Source organism: Micromonospora sp. WMMD967, assembly GCF_029626165.1.
Taxonomy (GTDB): Bacteria; Actinomycetota; Actinomycetes; order Mycobacteriales; family Micromonosporaceae; genus Micromonospora; species Micromonospora taraxaci.
Genome location: NZ_JARUBK010000001.1, coordinates 3,421,226 through 3,433,688, shown reverse-complemented (window position 1 = coordinate 3,433,688; position 12,463 = coordinate 3,421,226). Strand labels below are relative to the sequence as shown.

The 12,463-nt window shown below is 72.3% G+C and carries 15 protein-coding genes and 1 pseudogene; 6 read left to right on the top strand and 10 right to left on the bottom strand.

Features of this window, described 5'->3' with window-relative positions; genetic code table 11:
• Positions 1–108: 108 nt before the first annotated feature.
• Both O7631_RS16055 and O7631_RS16050 read right to left on the bottom strand, forming a co-directional pair.
• Entirely contained in the window at positions 109–1,131 is a 1,023-nt protein-coding gene (locus tag O7631_RS16055; RefSeq protein WP_278144944.1) for an adenosine deaminase, read from the bottom strand.
• Positions 1,132–1,235: 104 nt separating this feature from the next.
• Positions 1,236–2,003 (bottom strand): annotated as a pseudogene (locus O7631_RS16050) (trans-aconitate 2-methyltransferase); the annotation flags it as partial.
• A gap of 83 nt (positions 2,004–2,086) precedes the next feature.
• Between O7631_RS16050 and O7631_RS16045 the strand changes: the two are divergent.
• Entirely contained in the window at positions 2,087–3,070 is a 984-nt protein-coding gene (locus O7631_RS16045; protein WP_278144943.1) for an aldo/keto reductase, read from the top strand.
• Positions 3,071–3,158: 88 nt separating this feature from the next.
• The gene (locus O7631_RS16040) at positions 3,159–3,353 is read left to right on the top strand and encodes a hypothetical protein (protein WP_278144942.1); all 195 of its coding nucleotides are present in this window, start codon (positions 3,159–3,161) and stop codon (positions 3,351–3,353) included.
• Between the two features lie 93 nt (positions 3,354–3,446).
• Here O7631_RS16040 and O7631_RS16035 read toward each other — a convergent pair whose 3' ends face one another.
• The 7 genes from O7631_RS16035 to O7631_RS16005 form a co-directional block, all read right to left on the bottom strand.
• Positions 3,447–3,650, bottom strand: a complete 204-nt coding sequence (locus O7631_RS16035) for a cold-shock protein (protein WP_030338233.1) — start codon at positions 3,648–3,650, stop codon at positions 3,447–3,449.
• Positions 3,651–3,936: 286 nt separating this feature from the next.
• Entirely contained in the window at positions 3,937–4,209 is a 273-nt protein-coding gene (locus O7631_RS16030) for a DUF4235 domain-containing protein (RefSeq protein ID WP_088990412.1), read from the bottom strand.
• Positions 4,206–4,568, bottom strand: a complete 363-nt coding sequence (locus O7631_RS16025) for a DUF3618 domain-containing protein (RefSeq protein WP_278144941.1) — start codon at positions 4,566–4,568, stop codon at positions 4,206–4,208. Before O7631_RS16025 ends, O7631_RS16030 begins: the two co-directional genes overlap by 4 nt.
• Positions 4,565–4,999, bottom strand: coding sequence for a phage holin family protein (locus O7631_RS16020; RefSeq protein ID WP_278144940.1), 435 nt, complete (start codon positions 4,997–4,999; stop codon positions 4,565–4,567). Before O7631_RS16020 ends, O7631_RS16025 begins: the two co-directional genes overlap by 4 nt.
• Positions 5,000–5,332: 333 nt before the next feature.
• Positions 5,333–6,520: a mechanosensitive ion channel family protein gene (locus tag O7631_RS16015; protein ID WP_278144939.1), complete on the bottom strand. Its 1,188-nt coding sequence runs from the start codon at positions 6,518–6,520 to the stop codon at positions 5,333–5,335.
• A gap of 83 nt (positions 6,521–6,603) precedes the next feature.
• The gene (locus O7631_RS16010) at positions 6,604–7,425 is read right to left on the bottom strand and encodes a DUF1206 domain-containing protein (protein WP_278144938.1); all 822 of its coding nucleotides are present in this window, start codon (positions 7,423–7,425) and stop codon (positions 6,604–6,606) included.
• Positions 7,426–7,485: 60 nt separating this feature from the next.
• The gene (locus tag O7631_RS16005) at positions 7,486–7,830 is read right to left on the bottom strand and encodes a hypothetical protein (protein WP_278147952.1); all 345 of its coding nucleotides are present in this window, start codon (positions 7,828–7,830) and stop codon (positions 7,486–7,488) included.
• A gap of 97 nt (positions 7,831–7,927) precedes the next feature.
• On the opposite strand from O7631_RS16005, the gene O7631_RS16000 reads away from it, so the two are divergent.
• On the top strand, positions 7,928–9,154 hold the full coding sequence (locus O7631_RS16000) for a cysteine desulfurase-like protein (RefSeq protein WP_278144937.1): 1,227 nt from the start codon (positions 7,928–7,930) through the stop codon (positions 9,152–9,154).
• Complete coding sequence (locus O7631_RS15995; RefSeq protein WP_278144936.1) at positions 9,151–9,438, top strand: GNAT family N-acetyltransferase; 288 nt, start codon at positions 9,151–9,153, stop codon at positions 9,436–9,438. The genes O7631_RS16000 and O7631_RS15995 overlap by 4 nt, the downstream gene beginning before the upstream one ends.
• Before the next feature lie 64 nt (positions 9,439–9,502).
• Here O7631_RS15995 and O7631_RS15990 read toward each other — a convergent pair whose 3' ends face one another.
• Positions 9,503–10,993 (bottom strand): glycoside hydrolase family 3 N-terminal domain-containing protein, encoded by a 1,491-nt coding sequence (locus O7631_RS15990; RefSeq protein WP_278144935.1) that lies wholly within the window; start codon positions 10,991–10,993, stop codon positions 9,503–9,505.
• Between the two features lie 217 nt (positions 10,994–11,210).
• Between O7631_RS15990 and O7631_RS15985 the strand changes: the two genes are divergently transcribed.
• Both O7631_RS15985 and O7631_RS15980 read left to right on the top strand, forming a co-directional pair.
• On the top strand, positions 11,211–11,336 hold the full coding sequence (locus O7631_RS15985; RefSeq protein ID WP_255421242.1) for a hypothetical protein: 126 nt from the start codon (positions 11,211–11,213) through the stop codon (positions 11,334–11,336).
• An 88-nt stretch (positions 11,337–11,424) separates the two neighbouring features.
• Positions 11,425–12,375, top strand: coding sequence for a TIGR03557 family F420-dependent LLM class oxidoreductase (locus O7631_RS15980; RefSeq protein ID WP_269679983.1), 951 nt, complete (start codon positions 11,425–11,427; stop codon positions 12,373–12,375).
• Positions 12,376–12,463 lie beyond the last annotated feature (88 nt).

Here is a 12,463-nt window from a genome sequence, read left to right as displayed (position 1 = left end):
CGCACCCACGGCCGGTGAAGCCGCGCGCGCGGCGGGAGTCTCAGGTCCCCCCACACCCACGCTCCCGCCGCGCGCCCTGCTCTCCCCCTCGACCCCGGCCGCGTCGGCTCAGGCGGCGCCGGTGACGTACGCGTCGATCTCGGCGGCGATCCGCTGCTTGCCGGCGGCGTCGAGGAAGGACGCGGTCACCGCGTTGCGGGCCAGCCCGGCCACGCCCTCGCGATCGGCCCCGAGGAGGCGGGCCGCCACCGCGTACTCGTCGTTGAGGGTGGTGCCGAACATCGGCGGGTCGTCGGAGTTGATGGTGACCAGCAGCCCGGCGTCGACGAGTTGACGCAGCGGGTGCTCGTCGAGGTTGGCCACCGCCCGGGTCCGTACGTTGGACGTCGGGCAGACCTCCATCCCGATCTGCCGTTCGGCCAGGTAGGTCAGCAGCTGCGGGTCCTGGGCGGCGGAGATGCCGTGCCCGATCCGCTCGGCGCCCAGCTCGTTCAGCGCGTCCCAGATCGTCTGCGGCCCGGTGGTCTCCCCGGCGTGCGGCACCGAGCGCAGACCGGCCGCGCGGGCCTGGTCGAAGTAGGGCCGGAACTGCGGCCGGGGTACGCCGATCTCGGGGCCACCCAGCCCGAAGCTGACCAGCCCGGCGGGCCGCTCGTCCAGGGCGATGCGCAGGGTCTCCTCGGCGGCGGGCAGGCCGGCCTCGCCGGGGATGTCGAAGCACCAGCGCAGCTCCAGGCCGAAGTCGGCCAGGGCGCGCCGGCGGGCGTCCTCGATGGCCTCGCAGAACGCCGGCGCGGGGATGCCCCGACGCACGTGCGAGTACGGGGTGATGGTCAACTCCGCGTACCGGACCTGTTGGCGGGCCAACTCCCGGGCCACCTCGTGGGTGAGGATCCAGACGTCCTCCGGGTCGCGGATGAGGTCCACCACGCTCAGGTACACCTCGACGAAGTGCGCGAAGTCGCGGAACTCGAAGTAGGAGGCGAGCGCCTCGGGGTCGGCCGGGACAGGGCTGCGTCCCTCGTGGCGGGCGGCCAGTTCCGCGACGATCCGGGGCGAGGCGGAACCGACGTGGTGCACGTGCAGCTCCACCTTGGGCAGGCCGGCGATGAAGGTGGTCAGATCGGTCACTGGTTCTCCTGTGCATGGTCGCCGGTGCCGGCGACGGGGGCATGGTCGCCGGTGCCGGCGACGAGGGCATGGTCGCCGGTGCCGGCGACGTGGGCATGGTCGCCGGTGTGGGCGACGACGAAGACGCGGCGGAACGGGAAGTACACCTGACCCTGCCGCACCGGGTACGCGGCGGTGAGCCGTACCCCCAGCTCGGTGCGGAACGCCGACCAGCCGGCGGCGTCCAGCGCGGCCCGGACCGGGCGCAGCGCGGTGCCCTCCATCCAGGTCAGGACCGGGTGCTCGGCGGCGGGCCGAGCCGGCAGCAGGTGCACGTAGGTAGTCTCCCAGGCGTCCACCGCGCAGCCGGCGGTGGTGAGCAACGCCGCGTAGTCGGCCGGGTCGTCGACGGGGTCTGCGCGCAGCAGGGGGGCGACAACACCGCGCCAGGTCGGCTGATCGGCGACCTCGCGCAGGGCGCGGTGCGACGGAGCGTCGAAGTTGCCGGGGACCTGCATGGCGAGCCACGCGCCGGCGGGCAGCTCGACGGCCCAGCGGCGCAGCAGCTCCTGGTGGCCGGGCACCCACTGGAGCGCGGCGTTGCTGACCACCACGTCCTCGTCGCCGGTCGGACGCCAGTCGCGCAGGTCGGCGAGCGCGAAGTCGACGGGAGCGCCCAGGGCGGCGGCCCGGTCGATCATCTCAGCTGAGGAGTCCAGGCCGAGGACCCGGCTCGTCGGCCACCGCTCGGCGAGGGTGGCGGTGAGCTGGCCGGGGCCGCATCCGAGGTCGACCACGGCGCGGGGTCGCCCGGCGGGGATCCGTGCGACGAGGTCGTGGAAGGGTCGGGATCGCTCGTCGCCATAGCGCAGGTAGGCCGTCGGATCCCACATCTCGCCTCCCAAACCGTACGTCCGTTTTGTTTTACGGTACGGCTCACGTGGCATGGCGGCAACCCGATCACTAGGCTCGGGGCATGGAACAGCGCAGCTTCACCCGGCTCGGCCGGACCGTCGGCGCGGTCGGCCTGGGCGCCTGGCAACTCGGCGCCGACTGGGGCACCGTCAGCGAGGCCGACGCGATGGCGGTGCTCAGCGCCGCCGTGGACTCCGGAGTCACCTTCCTCGACACCGCCGACGTGTACGGCGACGGCCGCAGTGAGCAACTGATCGGCCGCTTCCTGCGCTCCCGGCCCGACGCCGGGCTCACCGTCGCCACCAAGATGGGCCGCCGCGTCGAGCAGCGACCGGAGGCGTACACCCTGGCCAACTTCCGGCAGTGGACCGACCGCTCCCGGGCCAACCTGGGCATGGACACGCTGGACCTGGTCCAGCTGCACTGCCCACCCACCGCCGTGTTCTCCTCCGACGAGGTCTTCGACGGCCTGGACACCCTGGTCGCCGAGAAGGCCATCGCCGGGTACGGGGTCAGCGTCGAGACCTGCGACCAGGCCCTCACCGCCATCGCCCGGCCGGGTGTGGCGAGCGTCCAGATCATCCTGAACGCGGTCCGCCACAAGCCGTTGGAGCAGGTCCTGCCCGCCGCCGCGGCCGCCGGTGTGGGCATCATCGCCCGGGTGCCGCTGGCCAGTGGCCTGCTCTCCGGCCGCTACGACGAGCACACCCAGTTCCCCGCCGACGACCACCGCAACTACAACCGGCAGGGTGCCGCGTTCGACGTCGGCGAGACGTTCTCCGGTGTCGACTTCGAGCAGGGGCTCGCCGCCGTCCGCCGGCTCGCGCCGCTGGTCGACGCGGACCGCACGATGGCGCAGTTCGCGCTGCGCTGGGTGCTGGACCAGGCGGGCGTCACAGTGGTCATCCCCGGTGCCCGCGACGCCGACCAGGCCCGGCGCAACGCCGCGACGGCGGCCCTGTCGCCGCTGACCGACGAGCAACTGGCAGCCGTACGCGAGATCTACGACGAGCTGATCCGCCCGCAGGTGCACGACCGGTGGTGACCCGCGCTCGCGGGGTGCTCGCGCCGCGCCGCGCGGCCGGCCATGCTGGAGGGCGGCGTGCTGCCTCCGCCGGCGGAGAGGGGACGTGATGAGGGGCTGGCTTTCGCTCACCCTCGGCCTGTTGGCCGTCGTGATCGGTGCGGTGTGGACGGTGCAGGGCCTCGGCTACGTCACCGGCAGCCTGATGACCGACGAGCGGATCTGGGCGGTGCTCGGGCCGCTCGTGTCACTGGGCGGGCTGGTGGTGCTCTGGTTCGGTCTGCGCTCACGCCGCCGAACCTGAACGTGGAAAAGCCCTGCACCCCGGGAGGGGTGCAGGGCTTTTAACGACCCTGGCCGGGTCGTCCCACTGGCCGGTGGGGGCCGGCCGTCTCACTCAGATGGGACGAACCTGCTCGGCCTGCGGGCCCTTCTGACCCTGAGCGATCTCGAACTCCACCCGCTGGTTCTCCTCCAGCGAGCGGTAGCCGCTGGTCTGGATGGCCGAGAAGTGGACGAACACGTCAGCACCCCCACCATCGACGGTGATGAAGCCGAAGCCCTTGTCAGCGTTGAACCACTTCACGGTTCCCTGAGCCATGTGTATCTCCCTCTAAAAACTGGTGGCCGTGCACGCCGTCCGGCCGATTGGCCGTTTTCGAGCAGCGGCGCCTGAGGTGGCCCCACGAAGGAGACTTCTCTCAACCCACGCCATCTCTCAACAGCGTGGACCAGCAAATCACGTACGCAAAAAGTCTGTCACGACCTCTCCGACGAATTTCTCCGACATGTGACCTGACGGATGCCCGAGATCCGCTGGGCGGCGTACGAACCCATGCGAAAGCCCCCTTCCCATCGATGCGGGAAGGGGGCCGACGTCGCTGTGGTCAGTCCGGCCAGGAGCCGGTCATCCGGCGGACGCCGACCGCGCCGCCCCGATCCACGGCGGCCCGGACGACCGCGAAGATCGCTCCCTGCAACGCCGCGGCGGCCAGGATCTCGCCCCAGCCGCGATCCTCGTCCGTCGCGTTCGGCGCCTCACCGTCGCCCGCGGTGACCTTCCAGACCTGCCGGAAGATCGCCCCGGCCACCGTGCCCGCGGCGATACCCAACAACACGCCGACCGGCCGGTACGCGACCCGGCTGATGCTCTTGCTCACCTACGCCTCCCCCGCACGATCATCAACACCACCACGGTGGCCACCGCACCGGCGGCGATGGCCGCCCACGGCACCGGGTTGCGGCGTACCAACTCGCCCTTGTCACGCACCAGCTCACCCTTGTGGTGGGCCTGCGCCCGCGCCATCCCGGCGCCACGTACGGCCTGCCCGCGGACCCGGGCGACGGTCTGCGCCGCCTGCTCGCGCATCCGCTCCTTCGCCTGCCCCGCGGACTCCTTCAGGCGCGCCTTGACGTCGGCCTTGGCGGCCAACGCCTCCATCGTCTCGCCCAGCTCGACCCGGGTGCGACGGATCTCCTCGCGGAGCGCCTCCGTGTCGCCGGTCCCGTTGCCCGTCATTGCCGCCCCCTGTCCTTCACCGCGGCGGTGACAGTGTCCACGTCGGCCCGGAGGCTGCGGACCGTCGCCGCCGGCACGGGCGGGACGGCACGGCTGACCTGCTTCTTGCCCACCAGGGCGAGGATGCCGGCCACCAGGAAACAGGCCACCGCCACGATCAGCGCGGCGGCCCAGGCGGGCAACACCAGGTCGAGCAGCAGGATCGCCGTGGCGACCAACGCGCCCAGGCCGAAGAACGCCAGCGCACCGCCGCCGCCGAAGAGGCCGATCCCGATGCCGGCGTGCTTGCCCTTCTCGGTCAACTCCGCTCGGGCCAGCGCCAGTTCGTCCCGCACCAGACGGGAGACCTGCTCGGTGGCCCGTTGCACCAACTCGGCGGTGGAGGGCTCGCTCCCGTTGTGGGATGTGCGGGCGTTCGCCACGTCAGCCATGCTGTCCTCCTTTCCTCATCACCGCGCTGTATGCCCGGAGTCGCCGCCCGTCAATCCTAAAGCGCGCCGAGCAGCCGACCGTCCGCGTTGTCCGCACGCCGCGCCGCGAACACGCCGGCCGATGCCGCGATCGTGGCAGAGACGTCCGGCAGCACATCCCCCACCCAAGCCCGACCAAACCTCCCACCCCACCCCCTTCCGGCCGCAGTGATCATGAGGTTGACGTGGACGAACCGGGCGGACCAGCCCGGCAAGTCCATGATCGTCACGGTCCAGGGGGGCGGGGGCGGGTTGGGGTGGGCCGGGGGGGTGGGGTGGGGTGGGGTGGGCGGGTTAGGGGCGGGTTTCTTCAGGGCCCACGAAGGCTTCGCTGCGGGCGTCGCCGTCGTCGCTGCCGCCGAAGACGCGGGCGTCGTCGGGCGCCTCGGTGTCGGACCGGCGGCGTACCGGCCGCCGCGGCTGCACCCACTGCCAGGGCAGGTTGCTGGTGGAGTCACCCAGTTCGGTGCGCACCCGGGGCATCGCGGTCGGGCGGTTGTCCCGGATCCAGGTCACCAGGTGCTCCCGCACCAGGCAGCGCAGGTCCCACAGACTGCCCGCGTCGGCGGCGCTGACCAGCGCGCGGATGCGGACCATCCCGCCGGTGGCGTCGGTGACCTGCAGGACGCACACCCGTCCGTCCCACAGCTCGGTGCCCTCGACCAGGCGGCGCAGCTCCTCGCGCATGGTCTGCACCGGCACCGCCCAGTCCACGTCGAACTCGGCGGTGCCGAGCACCGCCGACTCGGTCCGTGTCCAGTTCTGGAACGGCTTGGTGGTGAAGTACGAGGTGGGCAGGATCAGCCGCCGGTCGTCCCAGATCTGCACGACCACGTAGCTAAGGGTCAGCTCCTCGATCCGACCCCACTCCCCCTCGACGACCACCACGTCGTCGAGCCGGACGGCGTCGCTGAAGGCGAGCTGGAGGCCGGCGAAGACGTTGCCGAGCAGGCTCTGCGCGGCGAGTGCGGCCACCACACCGACCACACCGGCCGACGTCAGCACACCCGCGCCGATGCCCCGCACGCTGGGGAACGTCATCAGCATCACGCCGACGGTCAGGATGACGATCACCGCGATGGTCAGGCGACGCAGCATCACCACCTGGGTCCGGACCCGCCGGGCGTGCCGGTTGTCCGGTACGTCGACCCGGAACCGGGCCAGCGCGGTGTCCTCCACGACGACCAGCAGCGCGGCCACCAACCAGGCCACCGTGGCGATGACGGCGAGGACGAGCAGGTGCAGCAAGAGGCGGCGCCAGCTGTCGCCGACCGCGTACCCGGTGCTGAAGCGGACGGCGAACTGCACGGCGAGGACCGTCCCGGCGACCTGGAACGGACGGTGGGCGTGATCGGTCAGCTCGGTCAGCAGCTGCGACCGACGGCCGAACCGCCGGGTCAGCCGGTGGACGACCTCGACCAGGAAGAGAGCGACCGCCGCCGCGACGAGCGCGGCGACGGCCGTTTCGAGATAGTTCTGCACAGCTCCGTTGCTTCCCTTCGACCAGACGTCGGGCACTCCGGGCAAAAGCCCAAGAGTGCCCGATGTCCGCGGTATCGACCAGCTCAGACCTTGCGGTACCGGGACTGGAGGAAGCAGTAGACGCCGAAGGCGGCGATGCCCAGGGCGACAAGGGTCAGCAGGAACATGCCGTACGACTGCTCGCGCAGCGTGTGCAGCGCGGCGTCCAGACCACGGGCCTTCTCCGGGTCGTAGTTGACCGCCGCCACGATGATCAGCAGACCGGAGATGCCGTACGCGACGCCCTTGGCGATGTATCCGGCCATGCCGAGTCGGCGGGCCAACTGACGGGTCTTCGGGCTCATCTCACCGGTCTTCAGGTGCTTCTCGAACTTCTTGCGGGCCCCGTAGATGACCAGGCCGATGCCGATCGCGGCGAGCACCAGACCGGCCAGGCCGACCAGCCAACGGCCGCCGCTGGAGGTCATCAGCTTGCCGGTCAGCGCCTCCTGCTGGTCGGCGCTGTTCGACCCGGCGTCCTTGAAGACCTTGAACGCGGTCCAGGCGAAGTAGAGGTAGACGATGGTCCGGCCCGCCGAGGCGACCCGTTCCATGACCCGCTCCTTGCCCCGCTCGGCGCGGTGCCCGCTGGCGGCCTCCAACGCCTGCCAGATCGCCATCGCGAGCAGGCCGACGGCGACGGCGATGACCAGGAACTTACCCAGGGGCTGTTCGGAGAGGGTACGCAGCGCGCCGGACTGGTCGCCGTCGTCGGACGACGTGCCGAACGCGATCTGCAACGCCAACCAGGCGAAGAGAAGGTGGACGATGCCGTAGCCGATGAAGCCGGCCCGGGCGAGAAGTTCCAGCCACCGGCTGTCCGCCGTTCGGGAGGCGGTGGCTTGCGCGCTACGGGTGAGTGACATGGCGTCACAATCTCCGATTCCGACGATTTCCAAACGTCGGCCACCGCCTCCCGGCGTGGATCAGTTACCCGGGTTGCGGGAAACGCGGATCTTGACCTGCTGGTCGGTGACGCTGTCCAGGGTGACCGCGAAACCGCCGGCCTCGGCGGCCTGCTGGCCCATGGTGAGGCTGAGCTGCTCACCGGCGACCTCGACGGTCACCTGGTCGCCGTCGGCGCCGACCAGTTTGGCCTCGACGCCCAGGATGGTGGTGCTCGCTTCGACACCTCGCTCGAAGGTGACGGTGCAGGCGTCCAGTCCGCAGTCGGTGGAGGCGCCCTGGGAGCTGCAACCGGCGAGCATGGCGAGGCCGAGCGCCAGACCGGCGAAGAGACCGGCGACGCGGCGGGCGGGGGGCATGGGCATGGTGGCGGGTCGGTTCGTCACCCCGCCAAGGGTACGAGACGCCCGCGACGCCGAGGCAGCGGCGAGCGCGGGAACCGCCCCGGCTAGGGTCCGGGACATGCCGTTCGACATCGCCCGCACCCGGGCCGCGTACCCCGCCCTGACCGAGGGTTTCGTCCACTTCGACGGTGCCGGCGGCACCCAGACCGCGGCGGGTGTGATCGACGCGGTCACCGACGCCATGCGGTCGGCGGTCGGCAACCGCAGCGCCGCCTTCGTGCCGGGTCGACGGTCGTTGGAGCTGGTGGCCGAGGCCCGCTCGGCGGTCGCCGACCTGCTCGGCGCCGACCCGTCCGGCGTGGTGCTCGGCCCGAGCGCCACCGCACTGACGTACACCCTGGCCCGCACGCTCGGCGCGACCTGGCGTCCGGGTGACGAGGTGGTGGTGTCCCGGCTCGACCACGACGCGAACATCCGACCGTGGGTGCAGGCCGCCGAGGCGGCCGGCGCGACGGTGCGCTGGGCCGAGGTCGACAGGGGCACCGGTGAACTGCCCGCCGCCCAATACGCCGACCTGGTCGGTGAGCGGACCCGACTGGTCGCGGTGACCGCCGGCAGCAACGCCATCGGCACCATGCCGGACGTGCCGACGATCGCCAAGATCGCGCACGCGGTCGGCGCGCTGGTCCACGTCGACGGGGTGCACTCGGTTCCGCACGGCCCGACCGACCTGGCGTCGCTCGGCGCGGACGTGGTGGTGACCAGCGCGTACAAGTGGTCCGGCCCGCACCTGGCGGCGATGGTGGCCGACCCGGCCCGGTGGGCGGCGCTGCGCCCGGCGAAGCTGGTGCCGTCCTCGGACGCGGTGCCGGACCGGTTCGAGTACGGCACGCCGAGCTTCCCGCTGCTCGCGGGTGTGACGGCGGCGGTGGATCACCTGGCGGGGTTGGACCCGGACGCGGTCGGGGACCGGCGGGCGCGGCTGCGGGCCGGGCTGGCCGCCGCGCAGGCGCACGAGGAGGCACTGCTCGACCGGCTGCTCGCCGGGCTGGCGCAGCGGCCGGCCGTCACGGTCTACGGTTCGCCGGCACGTCGCTGCCCGACGGTCTCGTTCCGGGTCGCCGGGATGTCGCCGGGGGCCACCCAGGAGGCGTTGGGCGCCGCCGGGTTCTGTCTCTCCGTCGGCGACTACTACGCCTACGAGTACTTCCAGATGATGGGCCTGCGCGACAGCGGTGGCGCGGTGCGGGCCAGCATCTACCACTACAACACCGCCGACGAGGTGGACCGGTTGCTCGCCGAACTCGACGCGCTGGCCGACGGCGCGGGGACAATGGCCGGATGAGCACCCTGGTCGAGGACAACCCGGCGAAGCGCCGCTTCGAGATCCTGGTCGACGACGCGCTGGCCGGCTTCACCGCGTACCTGATGCGCGGGGAGGTCCTGGTCTTCACCCACACCGAGGTGGACCGGGGCTTCCAGGGCAAGGGCGTGGGCGGCGCGCTGATCCGGGGCACCCTCGACGAGGTCCGCACCCGGGGGGCCACCGTGGTGCCGCAGTGCCCCTTCATGGCGGCGTTCATCGACAAGCACCCCGAGTACGCCGACCTGGTGGCCGACCTGCCCTGACGCGGGCCGGTCAGCGGGCGCGGGCCGGTCAGCGGGCGCGGGCCCGCCAACCGGCGCGGACCGGTCAGCGGGCGCCGGTCAGCACCTCAGCGGCCGCCCAGCCGCTGGCCCGGGTGGCGCCGTGGGTGGCCAGGTGCACCGACCCGGTCACCAGCTCCGGCACGCCCAGCTCGACCACCACGGCGTCCGGCCGGACGGCCAACGCGCGGTGCACAGCGGAGCGCATCCAGTCGTGCCGGTGCAGGTCGCGGACCACCAGGACCAGTGGGCGGGTGCCCGCCCCGGCACCGGGGTCGGCCGGCACGTCGGGCTCGGCGTAGCGGACCGTGCTGGTGCCGGGCAGCAACTCACCCAGGGGGGCGCCGATCCCCCACGGGGTCTCCGCGCCGATGGCGATGTTGCGAAGCGGCTCGAACTCGACGACGTACGCCGCGCGGGTCAGCGGCAACGCGTCCGTCGCGCTCCCGGAGGCGGTGACCCGGACGGCGCGGCGGGCGGCGACCAGCCCGACGTCGGCGGCGTCGCGCCGCCCGGCCGACCCCGCGGTGCGGGCGGCCATCGTCCAGGCGGCGAGTTGCCCGACCCGCTTGGCGGCCTCGGCGAGTCGCTCCTCGGGCAGGTCACCGGAGACGACAGCGGCGACGATGGCGTCGCGCAGCTCGCGCGCCGCCTCCTCGTCGGACCGCTCGCCGCCGATGCAGATCGCGTCGGCGCCCGCCGCCAGGGCGCGGACGGTCGCCCCGGCGAAGCCGTACCGGTCGGCGACGGCGCGCATCTCGATCGCGTCGGTCACCACCACACCGGAGAAGCCCATCTCGTCGCGGAGCAGCCCGCCCAGGATGCGTTGACTCAGTGTGGCCGGCAGCTCCGGGTCGAGCGCCGGTACCAGCAGGTGGCCGGTCATCACCGCCTGCGCGCCGGCGGCCACGGCGGCCCGGAACGGGGCCAGCTCGCAGGCGTCCAACCGGTCCCGGTCGGCGGTGATCCGCGGCAGGTCGTGGTGGGAGTCGACGCGGGTGTCGCCGTGGCCCGGGAAGTGCTTGGCGCAGGCGGCCACGCCGCCGGCCTGGAGCCCGCGTACCCAGGCGGCGGTGTGCCGCGCGACCAGCGCCGGGTCGGCGCCGAAGGAGCGCACGCCGATCACCGGGTTGTCCGGGTTGGAGTTGACGTCGGCGTCCGGGGCGTAGTTGAGGGTCACCCCGGCCGCGGCCAGCTCGACGCCGAGGTCCCGGGCGACCGCCTCGGTCAGCTCCGGGTCGTCGACCGCGCCGAGGGCGAAGTTGCCGGGCCGGGTGCTGCCGTGCACCGATTCGAGTCGAGTGACGTCGCCGGCCTCCTCGTCGATCGCGACGATGACATCCGGCCGTTCCGCGCGCAGCGTCGCGGTGAGCGCCGCCACCTGTGCGGGGTCGACGACGTTGCGGGCGAAGAGCACCACAGCGCCGAGGCCCTCACCGAGCCAGCGGCACACCCACGGTGGCGGGGTGGTGCCGACGAACCCGGGTTGCAGGACGGCGGCGGCGAGCGCCGGGAGGTGGCCGGCGGGAGTGGTCACACCGCCCCCTCAGGACGACCGGTCTCGATGGCCGGCGTCGGTGCGCCCCCGTCGACCCGCTGGTTGCGCTCGCTCATGCGGCCCCCGTACCCCATCTCTCGCGCGCCATCGGCGCACCGCCACCGGCAGGCGGTCATGCCATGGTCACACCGGGCGATTCAATAGTCAATAAACCTTACAGTTGCCTCAGGGCCCGGTCCCCGGGGAGAGTGCGGGGATGGACCCCGCCCTGCTGGCCGACGCGACGAGCCCGGCCGACATCCCCGGCGTACGCCTGCTCGGCCTGGTGGTCGGCGCCCTGCTGCTGCTCGCCGCGATCCGCGCGATGTTCGGCCGACGCTGAACGAACGAGCCCCGGCCGTCCGGTGTGGCCGACCACGCCCGGGGTACGGCTTCCCCCAACAGCGGGATCGCACGCCGAAGGGGAGACCATGAAGATCGGATACTTTCTGTCCAGTGAGGAGTTCACGCCAGCCGAGTTGCTGGAGCAGGCGCAGGGTGCCGAACGGGCCGGCTTCGAGGCGCTGTGGATCTCCGACCACTACCACCCCTGGGTCGACGCCCAGGGCCAGAGCCCTTTCGTCTGGTCGATGATCGGCGCGCTCAGCCAGGTCTGCTCACTGCCGGTGACCACCGCGGTGACCTGCCCGACCGTCCGGATCCACCCGGCCGTGATCGCGCAGGCGGCGGCGACCAGCGCGGTGTTGCACGGCGGACGGTTCGTGCTCGGCGTCGGCACCGGCGAGGCGCTCAACGAGCACATCTTCGGTGACGCCTGGCCGCAGGCCGACGTCCGCCTGGAGATGCTGGAGGAGGCCGTCGCGGTGATGCGCGAGCTGTGGGACGGCGGATTCGTCAACCACCACGGCAAGCACTACACGGTCGAACACGCGCGGATCTACACGCTGCCCGACACTCCCCCGCCGATCTACGTCTCCGGTTTCGGCCCGAAGGCGATCGACCTCGCCGCGCGCATCGGTGACGGCTACGTGAGCACCATGCCCGACGGCGAGATGGTCCGGCGTTTCCGCGAGAACGGTGGCGGCGACAAGCCGTGCCAGGCCGGCTTCAAGGCGGCGTACGCGGACAGCGAGGACGAGGGGATGCGCATCGCGTACGAGCGGTGGCCGAACGCGGGGGTGCCCGGCGAGCTGTCCCAGGTGCTGCCCTCACCACGACACTTCGAGCAGGCCTCCGAACTGGTCAAGCCGGAGATGCTGAAGGAGGCGTTCGTCTGCGGCAACAGCGTGGACGCGCACCTGGAGATGATCGACAAGTACGCCAAGGCCGGTTTCGACGAGGTCTACGTGGCCAACACCGGCCCGCACTACCAGGGCCTGTTCGACCTGTACCAGCGCGAGGTCCTGCCCCGGCTGCGCTGACCCGGCCGAGGGCTGGAGCCGGCCACCGCGGGGCCCGGCCGGGGCCCGACAGCCCATGATCGCCGGGATGCGTTTCGGCGGTCATGGG

Bases quoted from the DNA above. Each gene is read 5' to 3' on its own strand.
- O7631_RS16045 (WP_278144943.1), top strand. From the start codon at position 2,087: ATGGAACAGCGCAGCTTCACCCGGCTCGGCCGGACCGTCGGCGCGGTC.
- O7631_RS16040 (WP_278144942.1), top strand. From the start codon at position 3,159: ATGAGGGGCTGGCTTTCGCTCACCCTCGGCCTGTTGGCCGTCGTGATC.
- O7631_RS16035 (WP_030338233.1), bottom strand. From the start codon at position 3,650: ATGGCTCAGGGAACCGTGAAGTGGTTCAACGCTGACAAGGGCTTCGGC.
- O7631_RS16025 (WP_278144941.1), bottom strand. From the start codon at position 4,568: ATGACGGGCAACGGGACCGGCGACACGGAGGCGCTCCGCGAGGAGATC.
- O7631_RS16020 (WP_278144940.1), bottom strand. From the start codon at position 4,999: ATGGCTGACGTGGCGAACGCCCGCACATCCCACAACGGGAGCGAGCCC.
- O7631_RS16010 (WP_278144938.1), bottom strand. From the start codon at position 7,425: ATGTCACTCACCCGTAGCGCGCAAGCCACCGCCTCCCGAACGGCGGAC.
- O7631_RS16005 (WP_278147952.1), bottom strand. From the start codon at position 7,830: ATGCCCATGCCCCCCGCCCGCCGCGTCGCCGGTCTCTTCGCCGGTCTG.
- O7631_RS16000 (WP_278144937.1), top strand. From the start codon at position 7,928: ATGCCGTTCGACATCGCCCGCACCCGGGCCGCGTACCCCGCCCTGACC.
- O7631_RS15995 (WP_278144936.1), top strand. From the start codon at position 9,151: ATGAGCACCCTGGTCGAGGACAACCCGGCGAAGCGCCGCTTCGAGATC.
- O7631_RS15985 (WP_255421242.1), top strand. From the start codon at position 11,211: ATGGACCCCGCCCTGCTGGCCGACGCGACGAGCCCGGCCGACATCCCC.
- O7631_RS15980 (WP_269679983.1), top strand. From the start codon at position 11,425: ATGAAGATCGGATACTTTCTGTCCAGTGAGGAGTTCACGCCAGCCGAG.